General features: G+C 69.1%; 12 protein-coding genes and 18 tRNA genes. 7 read left to right on the forward strand and 23 right to left on the reverse strand.

Annotated features, from left to right (window positions below; genetic code table 11):
• Positions 1–109 precede the first annotated feature (109 nt).
• Complete coding sequence (locus HNQ61_RS16390) at positions 110–781, forward strand: class I SAM-dependent methyltransferase (RefSeq protein ID WP_170032431.1); 672 nt, start codon at positions 110–112, stop codon at positions 779–781.
• Positions 782–1,128: 347 nt separating this feature from the next.
• Here the strand turns inward: HNQ61_RS16390 and HNQ61_RS16395 are convergent, their stop codons facing one another.
• Together HNQ61_RS16395 and HNQ61_RS16400 are read right to left on the reverse strand one after the other, a co-directional pair.
• On the reverse strand, positions 1,129–1,632 hold the full coding sequence (locus HNQ61_RS16395) for a Smr/MutS family protein (RefSeq protein ID WP_170032433.1): 504 nt from the start codon (positions 1,630–1,632) through the stop codon (positions 1,129–1,131).
• A 599-nt stretch (positions 1,633–2,231) separates the two neighbouring features.
• Complete coding sequence (locus HNQ61_RS16400) at positions 2,232–2,522, reverse strand: HU family DNA-binding protein (protein WP_170032435.1); 291 nt, start codon at positions 2,520–2,522, stop codon at positions 2,232–2,234.
• Positions 2,523–2,629: 107 nt separating this feature from the next.
• On the opposite strand from HNQ61_RS16400, the gene HNQ61_RS16405 reads away from it, so the two are divergent.
• From HNQ61_RS16405 to HNQ61_RS16430, 6 genes are all read left to right on the forward strand, one after another.
• A complete protein-coding gene (locus HNQ61_RS16405) occupies positions 2,630–3,997 on the forward strand; it encodes an ATP-binding protein (protein ID WP_170032437.1) in 1,368 nt (455 codons plus the stop codon).
• Positions 3,998–4,585: 588 nt separating this feature from the next.
• Entirely contained in the window at positions 4,586–5,302 is a 717-nt protein-coding gene (locus tag HNQ61_RS16410) for an HAD family hydrolase (RefSeq protein WP_170032439.1), read from the forward strand.
• A gap of 437 nt (positions 5,303–5,739) precedes the next feature.
• Positions 5,740–6,864 carry an aminotransferase class V-fold PLP-dependent enzyme gene (locus HNQ61_RS16415; RefSeq protein ID WP_170032441.1) on the forward strand — a complete coding sequence of 375 codons (1,125 nt, stop codon included), beginning with the start codon at positions 5,740–5,742 and terminating at the stop codon, positions 6,862–6,864.
• Complete coding sequence (gene serA, locus HNQ61_RS16420; protein WP_170032443.1) at positions 6,861–8,465, forward strand: phosphoglycerate dehydrogenase; 1,605 nt, start codon at positions 6,861–6,863, stop codon at positions 8,463–8,465. Before HNQ61_RS16415 ends, serA begins: the two co-directional genes overlap by 4 nt.
• A 701-nt stretch (positions 8,466–9,166) precedes the next feature.
• Positions 9,167–9,661: a hypothetical protein gene (locus HNQ61_RS16425; RefSeq protein WP_170032445.1), complete on the forward strand. Its 495-nt coding sequence runs from the start codon at positions 9,167–9,169 to the stop codon at positions 9,659–9,661.
• 220 nt (positions 9,662–9,881) lie between these two features.
• The gene (locus tag HNQ61_RS16430; protein WP_170032447.1) at positions 9,882–11,186 is read left to right on the forward strand and encodes an HD domain-containing phosphohydrolase; all 1,305 of its coding nucleotides are present in this window, start codon (positions 9,882–9,884) and stop codon (positions 11,184–11,186) included.
• Here HNQ61_RS16430 and HNQ61_RS16435 read toward each other — a convergent pair.
• From HNQ61_RS16435 to HNQ61_RS16535, 21 genes are all read right to left on the reverse strand, one after another.
• Positions 11,183–12,445: a GGDEF domain-containing protein gene (locus HNQ61_RS16435; protein WP_170032449.1), complete on the reverse strand. Its 1,263-nt coding sequence runs from the start codon at positions 12,443–12,445 to the stop codon at positions 11,183–11,185. The two genes, HNQ61_RS16430 and HNQ61_RS16435, sit on opposite strands and share 4 nt — an antisense overlap.
• A 218-nt stretch (positions 12,446–12,663) precedes the next feature.
• Positions 12,664–13,491: an AAA family ATPase gene (locus tag HNQ61_RS16440; RefSeq protein WP_170032451.1), complete on the reverse strand. Its 828-nt coding sequence runs from the start codon at positions 13,489–13,491 to the stop codon at positions 12,664–12,666.
• Positions 13,492–13,805: 314 nt separating this feature from the next.
• Positions 13,806–13,888: transfer RNA gene (locus HNQ61_RS16445), tRNA-Ser, on the reverse strand.
• 21 nt (positions 13,889–13,909) lie between these two features.
• Positions 13,910–13,983 (reverse strand) — tRNA-Pro (locus HNQ61_RS16450).
• A 14-nt stretch (positions 13,984–13,997) separates the two neighbouring features.
• Positions 13,998–14,083: transfer RNA gene (locus HNQ61_RS16455), tRNA-Ser, on the reverse strand.
• A gap of 9 nt (positions 14,084–14,092) precedes the next feature.
• A tRNA-Ser gene (locus HNQ61_RS16460) sits at positions 14,093–14,179 on the reverse strand.
• Positions 14,180–14,221: 42 nt separating this feature from the next.
• Positions 14,222–14,294 (reverse strand) — tRNA-Gln (locus HNQ61_RS16465).
• 25 nt (positions 14,295–14,319) lie between these two features.
• Positions 14,320–14,392: transfer RNA gene (locus HNQ61_RS16470), tRNA-Gly, on the reverse strand.
• A 40-nt stretch (positions 14,393–14,432) separates the two neighbouring features.
• Positions 14,433–14,504, reverse strand: a tRNA-Thr gene (locus tag HNQ61_RS16475).
• Between the two features lie 8 nt (positions 14,505–14,512).
• Positions 14,513–14,585 (reverse strand) — tRNA-Ala (locus tag HNQ61_RS16480).
• A gap of 14 nt (positions 14,586–14,599) precedes the next feature.
• Positions 14,600–14,673 (reverse strand) — tRNA-Val (locus tag HNQ61_RS16485).
• Positions 14,674–14,677: 4 nt separating this feature from the next.
• Positions 14,678–14,761: transfer RNA gene (locus tag HNQ61_RS16490), tRNA-Tyr, on the reverse strand.
• Positions 14,762–14,784: 23 nt separating this feature from the next.
• Positions 14,785–14,857, reverse strand: a tRNA-Ala gene (locus HNQ61_RS16495).
• Positions 14,858–14,910: 53 nt separating this feature from the next.
• Positions 14,911–14,984: transfer RNA gene (locus HNQ61_RS16500), tRNA-Asp, on the reverse strand.
• A gap of 46 nt (positions 14,985–15,030) precedes the next feature.
• Positions 15,031–15,103 (reverse strand) — tRNA-Gly (locus HNQ61_RS16505).
• Positions 15,104–15,118: 15 nt separating this feature from the next.
• Positions 15,119–15,190 (reverse strand) — tRNA-Glu (locus tag HNQ61_RS16510).
• A gap of 10 nt (positions 15,191–15,200) precedes the next feature.
• A tRNA-Thr gene (locus HNQ61_RS16515) sits at positions 15,201–15,273 on the reverse strand.
• Between the two features lie 69 nt (positions 15,274–15,342).
• Positions 15,343–15,415: transfer RNA gene (locus HNQ61_RS16520), tRNA-Trp, on the reverse strand.
• A gap of 11 nt (positions 15,416–15,426) precedes the next feature.
• A tRNA-Phe gene (locus HNQ61_RS16525) sits at positions 15,427–15,499 on the reverse strand.
• Between the two features lie 57 nt (positions 15,500–15,556).
• Positions 15,557–15,630: transfer RNA gene (locus tag HNQ61_RS16530), tRNA-Met, on the reverse strand.
• Between the two features lie 176 nt (positions 15,631–15,806).
• Complete coding sequence (locus HNQ61_RS16535; RefSeq protein ID WP_183685712.1) at positions 15,807–16,694, reverse strand: hypothetical protein; 888 nt, start codon at positions 16,692–16,694, stop codon at positions 15,807–15,809.
• Positions 16,695–16,710 lie beyond the last annotated feature (16 nt).

The following is a 16,710-nucleotide window of genomic DNA, read 5'->3' on the forward strand; positions in this document are numbered from 1 at the left end:
CACCCGCTGTAATCGAAAGCGCCCCCGTGCCGGCGCGCGGGGGCGCTTCCGTTCGAAATCATCTCGGGCCGCGCTCCTCCCCATCATCCCTCCCCCGCCCCACCCGCCCATGAACATGATCCACAACCTGCGCCGCGCCTCCCGCGTGGCCGCGCTCATGGCGCGAAACGGACCGGCGCCGGTGCGCATGGCCCGCACGGCCATCCGCGAGCACGGCGCCATGCAGCGCACGTGGGAGCTGGCGAGCCTCATCAGCCGCGTCGCGGAGCTGCGGCCGGGCGTGGTGGTGGAGATCGGGACGCACCGCGGGGGGACGCTGCGGTGCTGGGCCGCGACCGCCGCGGCGGATGCGCTGCTGGTGAGCATCGACCTGCCCAATCCGGCGGAGGGGATGGGAACGCGGCCGGACGACCTGCTCGCCGTACGCCGCGCGCTTCAGCCGGCCCAGACGCTCGCGGAGGTCACGGGTGATTCTCATCTTCCGGAAACGCGCGACCGCCTCGTGGAGATCCTGGCGGGACAGTCCGTAGACTTCCTGTGGATCGACGGCGACCACTCCGAGGCCGGCGTGCGGCAGGACTGGGCGCTCTACAGCGGCCTCGTGCGCCCGGGAGGCATCGCCGCGCTGCACGACATCCATCCCAACCCGGAACTCCCAGGCAACCAGGTGCAGCCGCTGTGGCGGGAACTGAAGCGGCGGCATCCGGGAAAGACGGCGCAGTTCATCGACCAGGACCAGGCTGGCGGGCGCGGCTGCGGAATCGGCGTCGTGCGTCTCTGACTGGATCCGCACTGCACGGGGACGACGGAGGGCGGCGCGCCACCATTGCGCGCCGCCCTTTGCGTCGGCTACACTAGCGCCGCGCGGGGGTCCGGGCAGATTTCGGGAATTTCGGCCGATGCGGATCGATGCGCCGCGCGTCTGAATCCGCCGCCCCAGTCCGCGCAGGCGGACTTCGTGCGGGTCCAGCGGCGAATTCATTCGCTCCTGGATGGCGGCGCGGGCCGGCGCAGGTCGAGACGCATCAGACCCGCTGCCCCAGTCCGCGCAGGCGGAGTTCGCGCCGTTGTTGCCGCGACTTCAGTCGCCCCGGCACCGAGGTACCCGGCAACCACCGCGCCCGACCATCAGCCGTCCTCGGCGCCCTCGGCCAGCATGCGGCGGATTTCGGCGTCCAGCAGCGCGGGCGTGGGGCTCACGCCCAGTTCGGCGAGCGCCTCGGCGGCGCGCAGGCGCAGCGCGGGGTGTGCATCGTCCAGCACGGGCGAGCGGAACACGGGCGCGGCGGGGCGCGCGGGCGGCGGCGGGCGGCGCAGTTCCACGCGAAAGCTGCCGCCCTGGCTGGCATCCTCCCATCCGCTCACCAGCCGCCCCTTGAGCGCGGTGAGCAGGTCCTCCACCTCGTTCTTGACGACGGGGATGCCGCGCGAATGCAGCCCGCGGCCGGTGACCACGATCACCGTGCGGACGTTGCGCGCCTGCTGGTCGCGCAGCCAGACCTCCGTCCGCCGCCGCGCCTCTTCGCCCGTCATTCCGTGCAGGTCCAGAATGGGGTGCACGCGCCCCCACACCTCGCGCGAGATGCCCGGCGAGGCTGGTTCAGCGGTCGGGAGGCGCTTCTTCCGGCCCATGCGCAAGGTGAGAGGTTGAACGTGCAACGGACCGCGGACACGGCGTGAACATGCACGATAGCCGCCGCGCCGCGCGAACGGAACCGTGCAAGGCGATCTGGACGCGTCTTTTTCGGGAAAGATGACCTGACGGGATGGCGAAGTTCGCGGGCGGCCCCCACCCGGGCTCGTACTACTCGCCCACCCTCCGGCACGAGAGCGGATGAATCCGCCGCTCCAACCGCGGGAACCCCCGACTCATGGCCGCTGTCGCGTCCACGATCGGGGCTTCAACTGCACCGTGGCCGCCGAATCCGGTGTGAGTTCCCCCCTCTCCGTGCGGCAGTTTGCACGGGGAGGGGCCGGGGGAGGGGCCTGCCGGGGGACGCGAGCCGAACCCGCCTCCGCGCCGAACGGCTCCCCCTCCCCCGCTTGCGGGGCGAGGGGGCTGGGGGGAGGGGGCCCTCTCCGAACGCGCCTCAGCTGGGCTGATCGCGCTACCCTCCGTCCTCGACGCGAAAGCTCTTGACGCGCCTGTGGCGGAAAACACGAAAGCCACGGCGCTGGGCCGTGGCTTTCGTGAAGTGGAACCGGCGAACGCTCCGCCGTCGATCAATGGTTCAGGACGCGCCGAGCATGTCCTTGAGGCGCTTGCCGATCTTGAAAGCCGCGCTGGTGCTGGCGGCGATGTCGATCTCCTTGCCGGTCCGCGGGTTGCGGCCCTTGCGCGCTTCGCGCTTCTTGGTCTCGAAGCTGCCGAACCCCGTGATCTGAACCTTGTCCCCGTTCCGCAGCGCCTCCGAAATGATGCCGTCCTCGACCCCGAACAGCGCGTCGATGGCCTTGGTGGCTTCAGCGCGGCTCAGGTCGGCACGGGAGGTAAGCTGCTGAATGAGATCAGACTTGTTCACGAAGGAGCTCCTGTCGAAAGTGGGGTGTGAATTGGCACAAAACCAAACGGCAGCGCCGTTCGCACCGTAGAGTAGGCGCACCCTCCGCACACGTCAAGAGAGTTGCCGTGCACGAAACCTCAGTAGCTACGCCACTTCCCGCGCACGAGAGGCACGTTCGCGAACTTCGCGCCGCGAGGGAAATCGCCCACGCGTTCCTGACGGCGCGGGGCCCCGAAGAGGTGTATCGGCTTGCGCTGGAACGCGTTGCGCCCGTGGTGGGCGCGGCGTTCGGATGCGTGTACCTGCGCGAGAGCGACGACGTTCTGCGCCTGGTGGCGGCGTGGAACTGGCCCGCGGAATTCCGTCCGTTCCTTGGCGAAATGCGTGTGCGCGTCGGGCTGGGCCCCACGGGGATCGCCGTGGCCGAGCACCGCTTCGTGGAGGTGTACGACGTATTTGCCGACACCGCGCTGGCGGACTGGTGGGACGCGGCCCGCGAACTGGGCTTTGCCTCCACGGTGGCGCTTCCCGTGGTGCTGGACGGGCGGCCGGAGGGAGCGCTCACCTTCTATTTCCGCCAGACGGAGCAGCTGGATGAGGGTGACCGCTCTCTGCTGCGCCTGGTAGCCGACCAGCTGAGCGCCACGGCGGAAAAGGCGCACCTCATCGAGGACCTGCAGCGGGCCAACCTGCGCCTTCGCGAGCAGAACGTGGAACTGGAGGCGCGCTTTCGCGAGGCGGAAGAGGCGCGGCGGCTCAAGAACGAGTTTCTGGCCAACGTCTCGCACGAGCTGCGCACGCCGCTCACGGCCATCCTGGGCTTCACCTATCTGCTGCGCGAACAGCACGGCGGGCCGCTCACCGCCGAGCAGTCGGCCAGCGTGGAAAAGGTGGAGGCGGCCGCCATGGCGCTCATGCACCTGATCGACGACCTGCTCAGCATGGCCAACCTGCAGCTGGGCCGGCTGGATGTGAAGCCGGAAACGTGCGACGCCGTGGCCTTGGCCCGGGCGGCGATGTCGGGCCTGCCCGCGCCCTCGCCGGAGGTGGTGGTGCGCACGCTGGCGCCGGACGCCGCCGTCCCCGTGCGCACCGATCCCAGCCAGGTCGTGCGCATTCTCCGCAATCTGGTGGGCAACGCGTACAAATTCACCGCCAGCGGCAGCGTCACCATCCGCGTGCGCATCAGCAGCGGCTCGCCGTGGACGCCGGAGGCCCGCGCGGGCGGGGACGCGCGGCACGCCGTCGTCTGGGAGGTGGAGGATACGGGGATCGGCATCGCGGAAGCCGACATGGAAGCGATCTTCGATCCGTTCCGGCAGGTGGATGGATCGGCGACGCGGCGGTACGGCGGCACGGGAATGGGGCTGTCCCTCTCCCGCCAGCTCGCGCGCCGTCTGGGCGGCGATATCAGCGTGCGCTCCAAGCCCGGCGTGGGGTCCACCTTCGTCCTGGCGCTCCCCGCCGGCTTCGCCCCCGTCCTCATGTCCTGATCGCTCTCCGGCGTTCTGTTGTGTCGATGGATGACTAGCGGCCTCGAGCGTGAACACGGGAGCCGGCAGCCGCCGTGTGGACGTGTGGACGTGTGGACGTGTGGACGTGTGGACGTGTGGACGTGTGGACGTGTGGACGGTGACGCGGAATGCGTAACGGCGACGCGCGGCCCTTGGCACGAAGCCTATGGTTTCCGCCACCGCGGGCGCGGGGCGCGTGGCAGGCGGGACGTTGCGCAGACGCATTCCATAGCCGGCGCAGATGGCGCGACAGGCGCGGCAGACGGGACCCGGCGGCGGCAGACACGGCCACGGTTCGGAGGTACGCAACCCGTTGCCGCAACGCCCGTTGGCGTCATCCTGAGGAGGCGCCGGCCGAAGCGGCGGCCGAGACGAACCCTGGCGCCGACGAAGGATCTATTTTCCGCGCGAGAACGGCGTGAGAAACGTGACGATGCGGCGCCCGGACGCCTTCCTGGACGCGCCCGGCGCTCCGAGATCGAATTTGGCAGACGTTCTGCCCATTGCCGAATGGCGCTCACTTCGCCAGCATGCCTGCTCATCTTCCGCCTTTGCGATCGTGATCCGGTGACCGGCTTTGCCACGGTAGTCTTCGACTGCGATTGCACCCTCGTCGGCATCGAGGGCATCGACGAACTCGCCGGACCGTACCGCGAGCAGGTGGCAGCGCTCACGGATGCCGCCATGCGCGGCGAAGTGCCGCTGGAAGAGGTGTACGGCCGCCGTCTGGCGCTCATCCGCCCGACGCGCGCGCAGGTGGACGAGATCGGCAGGCAGTACGTGCGAACGCTCGTGCCCGATGCGCGCGAGGTAGTCGCGGCGCTCCTGTGGCTGAAGAAGGATGTCCGCATCCTTTCCGGCGGTGTGCGCCCGGCAGTGGACGCGGTCGCGGCGGAGCTTGCGATCGCGGACGATCACGTGGCGGCCGTCGGGCTGCGGTTCAGCACGGCGGGCGAGTACGAGGGGTTTGAGGATGACTCGCCGCTCGCGGCCAGCGGCGGCAAGGCACGCGTGCTGGCGGGGTGGGATCTTCCCCGCCCCGCGCTCCTGGTGGGAGACGGCGCCACCGACCGCGAGGCGCGCCCGGCCGTCGATGCATTCGCCGCGTACATGGGCGTGGAGTTCCGCCCCGCCGTGGCCGCCGGCGCCGACCACGTGCTGCGCGACCCGAGCCTCGCGCCCGTGCTCGCGCTCGCGTGCACCGCAGGGGACCGCGAGCGCCTGTCCGGCTCCCCGTGGGCGCACCTCCTCGCCCGCGGCTACGAGCTTCTGCGCGCCGGCTGATCGCGACGGCTGATTTGGATGTGGGTGGATGTCAGCGGCGCGCGAACCCCGTTGAGCGAATGAATCCGCCGCTCAAACAGCGGGAACCCCCGACACGACGCCCACAGGCGCCGTTCGGGGCTTCAACTGCGTAGGCGACGCGAACAGAGATGGAGTCCCAGTCCGCGCAGGCGGATTTCGTGTGTTTCGTGGCGCGGTTTCAACCGCCGATGATCTGGCGGACGCGCGCCGAACCTGCTTCCGCGCCGAACGGCTCCCCCTCTCCCGCTTGCGGGAGAGGGGGTTGGGGGGTGAGGGGTGCCTCAGCATGCACCGGGTTCCATCGAACCTCCCGAACCTTGTTTCAGGGGGAGCAGAACCCAGGCGAGGACCTTCTCCGAATCCGCCTCGAGTAATCGAGACGCACCAATCAGCATCAACCCGTACCCGCGTCCACTGTGACCGAGAACGTGCATCTTCCCGCGCCGGCGGAGTTCGGGCGGTTCTTTCTTCCGGGGCCCACCGAAGTGCACCCCGACGTGCTCGCCGCCATGACGCGCCCCGTAATCGGCCATCGCGGGAGCGAAATGTCTGCCCTGCTTGGCGCCTGCGACCCCGTGCTGCGCGCCATCTTCCGCACCAGCCGTCCGGTGTACGTCGCATCCTCTTCCGCCACCGGGCTGATGGAAGGTGCCATCCGCAACGGCGTGCGCACCCGCGCGCTCTCCCTCGTGAACGGCGCGTTCAGCGCGCGCTTCCGCGATCTGGTGGACGACTGCGGCCGCGACGTGGAGATGTACGACGTGGAGTTCGGCCGCGCGCACGATCCGGAGGAGGTCTACACGCGCCTCCGTGACGGAAAGTGTGACGCGGTGACCGTCGTCCACTCGGAAACATCCACCGGCGTCCTCAATCCCCTTTCCGACATCGCCGAAGCCGTCCGCCGGGCGGAAGCGGAGACCGGCGAAGAGATCCTGCTGCTCGTCGATGGCGTGACGAGTGTGGGCGGAATGCTGGTGGAGGCGGAGGCGTGGGGGCTCGACTTCCTGCTGACGGGCTCGCAGAAGGCCGTCGCGCTCCCGCCGGGGCTGGCGTTCGGCACGGCGTCGGAACGGATGATGGCCAGGGCGGCGACGCTGCGCGGGCGCGGGCAGTACTTCGACCTGATCGAGTTCGACGCGTACGCCAAAAAGCACCAGACGCCGACGACACCGGCTGTTTCGCTCATCTACGCCCTCGCGGAGCAATGTGCCCGTATTGGCGCCGAAGGTGTGGAAGCGCGCGCGCGGCGGCACTGGGACATGGCGGAGCGCACGTGGCAATGGGTGCAGGAGCGCGGCCCGCGCTGGGGGCTCTCCCTCTTCGCGGCGGAGGGCTACCGCTCGCCCACGGTCACCACGATCGCGGTCGACGGAGCCATGCCGGCCACGCGCATCTCCGGGGAAATGACGGCCCGCGGCTGGACGCTGGGCACGGGCTACGGCACGCTCAAGGACACCACATTCCGAATCGGCCACATGGGAGACCACACGGTGGATGAACTGAACCTGCTCCTCGCCGCCCTGGAAGAGGTGCTGGGATGACGGAACGCCGCTATCGCGTGCTGGTCACCGACGAGGTCGACCCCGAGGGCGTCGCCATCCTGCGCGCGCACCCGGACATCGAGGTGGTGGAAAAGCCCACCCGCCCGCTGACCGAAGTGCTGGAGGAAATCGGCACGTACGACGCCTTCATCGGCCGCAGCGCGACCAGGGTGACGCGCGAGTTCCTGCAGGCGGGCGAGCGGCTGCGCATCATCGGGCGGGCCGGGGTTGGGGTGGACAACGTGGACCTGCCCACGGCGACGGAGCTGGGCATCGCCGTCATCAATGCGCCGGGCGGCAACACGGTTTCCGTCGCGGAGCTGGCGTTCGGCGTGCTGATCGGCCTTGCGCGCCACGTACCCGTCGCGGCGGAAAGCATGCGGGCCGGGCGCTGGGACCGCAGCAAACTTGGCGGCATCGAACTGCGCGGAAAGACGATGGCCATCATCGGCGTCGGCCGCATCGGCGGGGAGATGGCGCGGCGTGCGCGGGCGTTCGGCATGCAGGTCATCGGCTACGATCCGTACATCGCCGCGCCCCGCTTCGAGGAGCTGGCCATCGAGCGCGTGGAACGGCTGAACGAGGCGCTGGAGCGCGCCGACGTGCTGACCGTGCACGTTCCGCTCAACAACGAGACGCGGGGGATGATCGGCGCGCCGGAGCTGTCGCGAATGGGACGGCAGGCGTTCGTCCTCAACCTCGCGCGCGGCGGGGTGGTGGCGGAAGACGCGCTGGCGGACGCGCTGACCTCCGGCCGCATCGCCGGCGCCGCGGTGGACGCGTTCGATCACGAGCCGCTGCCGGTGGATTCGCCGCTGCGCGCCATCCCCAACCTGATTTTGACGCCGCACCTGGGCGCCTCCACGACGGATGCGCAGCGCAACGTGGCGGTGGAGGCGTGCGAGGCCGTGCGCGACGCGCTGGTCACCGGTGACCTGAGCGCCGCGATGAACTCGTCCGGCGTGGGCGGCGCGGCCACGCGCGAACTGCGCCCGCTCCTCCTCCTGGCCGACCGGCTCGGCAGGCTGGGGCGCGCGCTGGTTCCCGGCGCGCTCAGCTCGCTGGAGGTGCGCTACACCGGCCCGCGCGAGAACGCGCCGCGGCCGCTGCTGCTTTCCGCGCTGCAGGGGGCGCTTCGCGACGTGGTGGAGCGCCGCGCCATCAACCTGGTGAACGCGCAGCACGTAGCGGCGGAGCGCGGGATCGAGACGGCGTGGGCGTACGTGGAGCCGCGCGGCGAGCAGGGCGAGGAAATCGAGCTGCGGCTGGAGGGCGGCGAGCGCAGCATCCGCGTGGGCGGCGCGCTGCTGGGCGAGACGCACGGGCGCATCATCCGCATCGGCGGGTTCCGCGTGGACGTGGCGCCGCGCGGCGTGATGATGGTCATCCGCAACCGCGACGTTCCCGGCGTGATCGGGCGCGTGGGCACGCTGCTGGGCGAGGCGGGCGTCAACATCGCCGAGTACCACCAGGCGCGCCTGCAGATCGGCGGCGAAGCGCTGGCCGCTGTCTCCGTCGACAGCCGCGTCCCGGCGAACGTGGTCGACGCGCTCTGCACGCTTTCCGAAATTCTGGAAGTGCGCCAAGTGGAGATGGAATAACGGCAGTGCGTGAGTGCGGCGTGCGGGGTGCGTGAGTGCGGTTGATGGGGAGCGGCGGGAGAGCTCGTTGTGGGCGGCGGTGTTCTCGGGCGGCCCCCACCCGGGCTCGTACTACTCGCCCACCCTCCCCCAAAAAAGACTGGGGGAGGGTTGGGGCGGGCGGAAAGTTCGGCGCGGGCGGCGGGGTTCGTCGGGTGAGCGGATTCTCTGGAGCGAATGAATCCGCCGCTCAAACAGCGGAAACCCCCGACACCGCGCTATTCGCGCCCGGTTCGGGGCTTCAACTGCACCGGGACGCGCGACCAACCCGCGCCGCAGTCCGCGAAGGCGGACTTCGTGTCTTTCGAGGCGCGGTTTCAACCGCCGGGCGAAACCCAGGCGATGGGTGCCGACGCCCGCCTCCGCGCCGAACGGCTCCCCCTCTCCCGCGGAGCGGGTGGAGGGGGTTGGGGGGAGGGGGCCCCGTCTGCGCATCGGCACCATCCAGATCGGGGTGAGTTGCAGTTCTCCCCTCTCCGTGCGGCAGTTTGCACGGGGAGGGGCCGGGGGAGGGGCCCCAAAGCCGGGAACGCACACCGCACATCGCCGCCAGCACCCACCTGCCTTCGGGGATTGGGCGGAAGCCTGGGATGAGGAACCCCGGCGCACTCCTTGCCTGTCGTTTACGGCGCAGTCAGCATCCACATCCACGCGAAATCGCAATGGGCATCCGGCACTGGCTCCGGCAACGGACGGCGGACGAAGGCGAAGACTCTCCGCCGCACACCTCCATTTTCCACTCCATCTTCGGCCGGGAAACGCCCACGCCGCGCGCGCTGGGCGAATTCGACCAGAAGACGTACCCGGGCGAACTTCAGGAACTGCTCGGCCGGCGCACGGAAGTGGCCGAGGACCTGATCGAGATGGAGCTGCTCACGCGGGACGCGCGCATCGCCGCGATCCCGCAGCTGCGCGAGCTGCTGCGCCGCTACCCGCATCCGCTCGTGTACGAGACGCTGATTCACGCGTACGTGGACGCCGGCCGCTGGGACGAGGCGCGCGGCGCCGCCTTTGCCGCCCGCGAGCGCCGCAACGAGGTCAGCCGCTCCGCCTACTCCGAGATCCGCGCCGAAGTGGACCGGCTGAACGAGTGGACGCCCGAAGACGTGGAAGCGCTGCGGGTGGAACGGGAATCCCACGTGGCTCCCAAGCTCTGACCCGCATCGGCCCCGATTGAAAAGCCCCGCCCGGAGTTCCGGGCGGGGCTTTTTGTCCATCGGTTCCCGCCAGCCGCGGGGTTTTCCACGATCTCCGCCGCCAGCGGGACGGACGGGAGGGCGCTTCGGGTGCGCCCGGTACGCTCCTTGAACTTCAGCGCGAAATGGCAGTTCAGCCCGCGCCGCGGGCTGATGCCGTCCGCCTGTCCGGGAGCGCTCCATGTCCGACCTCCAGTCCCTGCCCCTCGGCTACGGCCCCGCCGACGACCTGGTCATGCGCGACCTGGCGCACGCCGCCGACGCCTACCGGGCCGCCCGCGCGGAATGGAGCGCCCGCGCCGAACGCGCCGAGTCGGAAGCCGCCACGCAGCGCGCCATCGCCGAACGGCAGCGGCGCCGCGCGGAATGCCTGGAGCAGTCGCTCAGGGAAATTCACGGCGCGCTCTTCGGCGGAGACGTGTACCGGCTGATCCTGCAGGCGTGCCTCACCATCACCGACGCGGAGCGGGGCGCGTACATCACCGCGGGCGCCGCCGGCGAGCCGCTGCGCGTGCGCGCGTCGCTGGGGATGCAGCAGGACGGCCTTCAGCCCTCCCCCTTCCTGGAAGCGCTCGCCCGCCGCGTGCTGGACGGCGGCGAAACGCTGGTCTGCAACGCGGAGGGGGGCGTGGCCGGCCTGCCGGAGCCGGGGCCGGGAGAAGACTTCCGCGGCTTCGTTGCCGCGCCGGTGCTGCTGATGGCGGATCTGAGCGGAGTGGTGATCGCGGCGGACCGCCGCTCGGGGGAGTTCGACAAGGAGGACGTGGATTCGCTGATCTCCGTGGGCAGCCAGGCCGAGGTCGCCGTGCGCAACCGGCGGCTGGAGCGGGAGCTTCAGCACGCGTACCTGTCCACCGTGAGCATGCTGGCGGACGCGGTGGAGGCCAAGGACCCCTCCACGCACGGGCACTGCGAGATGGCGTCGCGGTATGCGCGGATGGTGGCGGAACGGATGGGGATGAGCCCGTACGACCTGGCGATCGTCTGCTATTCGGCCCTGCTGCACGACGTGGGCAAGATCGGCGTGAGCGACGGCGTGCTCAACAAGCCCGGCCCGCTGCTGCCGGAAGAGGTGCAGCTGGTGCGCGCGCACGTGCGCGTGGGGCACGATCTGCTGCGCGGCGTTCCCGCCCTGGGCACCGTGGCCGACGTGGTGCTGCACCATCACGAGTGGTACGACGGAACCGGCTACCCCGACGGGCTGCACGGCGAGCAGATCCACCTGGCCGCGCGCATCGTGTCGGCGGTGGACGCGTACTGCGCCATGGTGGCGCGCCGCAGCTACAAGGAGGCGTATACGGAAGATGTGGCCCGCGCCGAACTGAGGCGGTGCGCGGGGACGCAGTTTGATCCCGCGGTGGTAGAGGTGCTGCTGCAGGTGCTGGACGATCCCCGCGCCACCGACTCGGACGACGACTACGACGCCGAGTGCGGCCTGCTGCCGGAGTTCGTTCTGCTGACCGGCGGGGCGCCGGCGCTGGGCTAGGCCGCCAGCGTCCGGCGCCGTGCCTTGATGTCGCACAGACGGCGGTCCGCCTCGCGGATCAGCGCTTCGGGGTCCGCCGTTTCCGGGGTGAACACCGCCACCCCGGCCGTGATCCCCACCTGCCCGTCCAGCCGGCGGCGCACCCGCTCCGCCAGCAGCTGCGCGCCGTCTGCGGTGCCGCCGGGCAGGATGGCCAGAAACTCGTCGCCGCCGCAGCGCACCACGATGTCGGCCGCGCGCGCCTCGGAGCGCAGCGCCTGGGCCACGGCGCAGAGCAGTTCGTCGCCCGCGTGATGGCCGCGCGCGTCGTTGATCTGCTTGAAGCCGTCCAGGTCCAGCGCCAGCACCGCCAGCGACTCGCCCCGCCCCGCCGCGGCCCACGCCTGCGCCAGCATCAGCTCCATGTGCCGTCGGTTGCCCAGCCCGGTGAGCGGATCGGTAAGCGACAGCGTGCGCACTTCCTCCAGCAGCCGGATGCGGCGCAGCGACATCTCTGCCTGCAGCGCCAGCGCGCGCAGCACGTCCCAGTCTTCCGGCTCAAAGATGCGCTCGTCGCGGCGCTCGGCCAGCACCAGCACGGCGCTTTCTCCGACCGGCACGTGCGCCACCATCACCGTGTGCGGATCGCCAAACAGCCCGGCCGCGGTGGGGCAGGTGCCGCCGGGACGCGCGTCTTCCGCCATCAGCAGCCCGGGCTGGGCAAAGCGGTCGTCCCAGGCGATGCACAGGCGGGTGCGGCAGGCGCATGGCTCCACGGGCATGGGCGCGCGCAGCAGCCCGCGCTCCGTCTCGCGCGCCAGCGCCACCGAGGTGTACGCGCCCACGATGCGCAGCGCGTGCGTGGCCAGCGACCGCAGCACGTCGGGCTCCGTGTCCGCCGCGTTCAGCTCCTCGAAGTAGCCAATCAGCTGGTCGGGCAGGCGCTGGCGCTTTTCCGTGCGGTTGCGCTCGCGCAGAAAGACGGCGGCGCCCACCGCGGCGCGGTCCATCAGGTCCGGGATCTCGCGCGACTGCGGAACCCGGCCGGCCACGGCGCCCGTCACCAGCACGCCCTCGCCATCCGGCCCATCCAGCAGCAGAACCAGGTTTTCGCCCCGTTCCACCGACTCGGGAAGCCCGTCGCGCACCTCCAGCGCGTCGGGAAGGGTGTCCCGGCGCGACGTGGGGCGGCGTGGCGACACATCTCCACCCGTGATCCACCCCGTCGGCTGCGCCAGCACCAGGCGCAACCGGCGGTCTTCTGATCGCCGTACCTGCATGGAGAACCTCCAAAAGAAGCACCCGGACCGGCACCGCGCTCACAATCCCGCGCGGTCGTCCGCAGCCATAAATCGTTATTCTGTATCGGGATAGCGAATCTACATGTGTTTCCTTTTAGCGTCAATCGCGTCCTCACTACAGGACACTTTCCGCCACCCGTGATTTCGGCTTCACCGCCTCGGCCCGTTCGGATGATCACCATCTTGGCCGATGGCGCCTATCGATCGTCCTCCCCTACCTCATCCGCCGCCAGGAGAGTGCGCAGGGAACGCTCGCGGTGGTCCAGAAAGTCGCGCGTGACGCGGTACGCATCCGTCTCCTCGTACTCCGTCTCGTCGATCCCGTCTTCGTCAAAGCGGTAGATGCGGGCGCCGGGATAGGCCAGCAGAATGGGCGAGTGCGTGGCGATGATGACCTGCGATCCTGATCGCGCCAGCCGGTGCATCACCGAAAGCAGCGCCATCTGCCGCAGCGGAGAGAGCGCCGTTTCCGGTTCGTCCAGCAGGTACACGCCGCCGCCGCCCAGCCGGTTGCTGAGCAGGGCCAGCATGGCCTCGCCGTGCGACTGCTGGTGCAGCGAGCGGCCGCCGCCATAGCGGTTGGAGAGCGGCCGGTAGCCGGTCATCGTGACTCCGCTCCACCGCTTCGCCTCTCGCGCGATCTCCTCCATCTCCTCGTCCTGCCGGTCCACCTCCGTCGCCAGATTGAAGAGCCCCTCGGTGCGCACGAAGAAGCCGTCGTCCGCGGAGCCGTCCAGCGTCAGCAGTTCCAGGTGTTCGTGCAGGGATGACGACGAGCGCGCGACCGTTTCGAACCGCAGGTCCGTCGACCCGCCCTCGGGGTTGAAGCCCAGCAGGATGGCGATGGCCTCCAGCACCGTGCTCTTTCCCGTCCCGTTCTCGCCGGCAAAGAAGGTGATGCCTCGCTCCAGGCGCAGCCGCTCCACCTGCTGCACCGCGGCGAGGCTGAACGGATACACGGCGGATCGCGGAACGGAGTCGCGCCGCAGCCGCACGCCGCGCACGAAGGGGATGGATGTCTTCACGGGAGTGACTTCGGGGATGGACCGAATGCGGACGCGCGCCCCGCCGCGAGTCGCGTGCCGCCGGGGAGTGCATGGCCGGCTCTCGTGCACGCTCCGGCGATGAGACGGACAACTGCCGTTTCACACGGAGGGCACGGAGGAGGAGCAACACAATCTCACGCAGAGCAGCAGAGGAGCAGAGGAAAAGAAACGGAGCAGGGTTTTCTCTGCTCCTCTGCTGCTCTGCGTGATGATCCGTTTCCCTGGGGTATGTACGCGAAAAAGCCCCGCAGGCACGAGGCCTGCGGGGCTTGATCAATTTGCGGGCTGCACAACGGAGGCGGAGGGACTCGAACCCCCAAAGGCTTGCGCCCGCCGCATTTCGAGTGCGGTGCCTTACCAATTAGACTACGCCTCCAACAACTTTCCGACTTCACAGTCGGGACGGCCGGATTTGAACCGGCGACCCCTCGCTCCCGAAGCGAGTGCTCTACCGGGCTGAGCCACGTCCCGAAATTCCTACGGAGCGGACCGGGTGGGATTCGAACCCACGAGGGCTATTAACCCCACACGATTTCCAATCGTGCTCCTTAAGCCGCTCGGACACCGGTCCAAGACGGAGCGGAGAGGGCGGGATTCGAACCCGCGTCTGCCTTTTGGGCAGGACGGTTTAGCAAACCGTTGGTTTTAGCCACTCACCCACCTCTCCATCATTACGCTCGCATGCGTCAGCCCACATCATGCGGCGCAGTTGCCCCCCCAGGGATCGAACCTGGACTTTCCTGAGTCAGAGTCAGGCGTGTTGCCAATTACACCAGAGGGCAATCATACAACCCGGATTTTCAATAGAGCGGGAGACGGGGCTCGAACCCGCGACCCTCAGCTTGGGAAGCTGATGCTCTGCCAACTGAGCTACTCCCGCGCGGCCAGACAATGTAACCCACCCGCCGCGATTTGACCAGAGCCACTGGTCGGATTTGAACCGACGACCGCTCGATTACGAATCGAGTGCTCTACCCCTGAGCTACAGTGGCGGTGGTAGTGGAGCTGAGGGGAATCGAACCCCTGACCTCTGCAGTGCGATTGCAGCGCTCTCCCATCTGAGCTACAGCCCCGAACATCTCCCGAGTGGGCGGTACAAGACTCGAACTTGTGACCTCCACGATGTCAACGTGGCGCTCTAACCAACTGAGCTAACCGCCCAAAGTGGTGAGGGTAGGATTCGAACCTACGTAGGGCGAAGCCCGGCAGATTTACAGTCTGCTGCCATTAGCCACTCGGCCACCTCACCGCTTTACTCGTCCCGCATGCCAATGGAGCCGAGGGGAATCGAACCCCTGACCTCTTGAATGCCATTCAAGCGCTCTCCCAACTGAGCTACGGCCCCAGGAATCGCCACTGTAAACGGCGATGCCAACCCAAGTTTTCAATTTCCCAAAGCGGGGCCGACGGGACTCGAACCCGCGACCTCCGGAGTGACAGTCCGGCACTCTAACCGACTGAGCTACGGCCCCTTTTGCGTTTGACTTGTATTCCGGAGTCTGCTCTCCGGCCCATCCAAGCGGGCAACCGGACTCGAACCGGCGACCTCAACCTTGGCAAGGTTGCGCTCTACCAACTGAGCTATGCCCGCACGTTCCAGACCCGACGCTCCCACGGGGAATCGAACCCCGCTCTCAACCTTGAAAGGGTCGTGTCCTAACCGATAGACGATGGGAGCCCACCTATCAAGCTCGCGATGGGACTCGAACCCATGACCTCTTCCTTACCAAGGAAGTGCTCTGCCGGCTGAGCTACGCGAGCATCCAGTTCAGTCCGCCGCAAGGCGGTCATCCTTGGCCCCCGCGAACACCGAAGCGTTCGTCCGGGGAGCAGGCCAGGAGGGAATCGAACCCCCAACCGCCGGTTTTGGAGACCGGTGCTCTACCAATTGAGCTACTGACCTACACGTTCAGGTGGCCAGGGAGGGAATCGAACCCCCGACACTGCGATTTTCAGTCGCATGCTCTACCAACTGAGCTACCTGGCCCTGCAACCTTGCTTCCCCGAATAAAAAACCGCCCGACTTCGGCGGCGGGGCCCGGCATAGCGGGGGCGGGATTCGAACCCGCGACCTTCGGGTTATGAGCCCGACGAGCTACCAGGCTGCTCCACCCCGCGGCAAGGACGGAGAATGTAAGGCCTCAGCCTCACCGCGTCAACCCCCTTCTTCAAACATCTTTTCGGCGGGGGCGCCGCGCCTCGCCGTTCCGTCCTGACCGGCGAGGCCAATAACATATCCCGTTTCCCAGAATGTTCAAGTCCTTGACACCAACATCATGAAGCGTTACCGCGGCTCAGCGCCCGAATCCCACCTCGGTGCTCAGGTACAGCATCACGCCCGCGCGGCCCCGGCTGGGGCCGAATCCCACGGGAACGCCCACGCCGGGCACCAGGTGCAGCCCGCCCACCGGCACGGCCACCTGCACCCCGGGAAGCACGTACGCGCTCTCCACCTGCCCGTCGCCGGGAAAGGGCGAATCCCCGCGCGTGTACACGGCTTCCACGATCAGGTTGGCGTACGGACGGGCGCGCCAGAACAGCGAGCCGCCGGCGAACCACTCCCGCTTTTCCTCCTCCTCCACCGTCAGGTTGACCGCGCCGAGTGCGTTCGCCGTCCAATTCTCCGCCACCTGGACGGCGAGCGGGAGCAGCGCCTGGAATTCCACGTCGCCGGAATCCATCGGGTACTCGACGGCGATGCCGGGGCTCAGCGTCAGCGGCTCGTCATCGCCCCCCAGCACCAGCAGGCGGTATCCCGCGCCCACGGCCTCCACCCCGTCGCCACCGGCCTCCACCTCCAGCGACAACTGGTGCCGCTCAGACAGAATCGGCCACTCCTGCTCCACCTCCACCGTCCAGCCGTCCTCCCCCGCGGCGCCCCGCACGGTCTGCTGCAGCACGCCGGCCTCCTGGTTGTAGGCTTCCTCCACCCACAGCCCGCTCACCTCGATCTGGAACTCCTCGTCCTCTTTCCGCGCGGCCGCGGGGCGGGCGGGAAGGCCCGGCACGGCCCCGGGCGCGCCGCGAAGCCCCAAGCGCGGGTCCGGCGCGGACGACAGGCGTGAGCCCGCCCGCGAGGGGGAAGACGGGGGAGCGGTTCGCGCCGCCGGGGCGCGCTGCGCGGCCGCCGGGAGGGCGGCGGAAAGGAGCAGGGCAAGGAGCAGGGCCTGTACGGAACGCATCGATACGCGGGGATGG

It is taken from the genome of Longimicrobium terrae (genome assembly GCF_014202995.1).
GTDB classification, from domain to species: Bacteria; Gemmatimonadota; Gemmatimonadetes; order Longimicrobiales; family Longimicrobiaceae; genus Longimicrobium; species Longimicrobium terrae.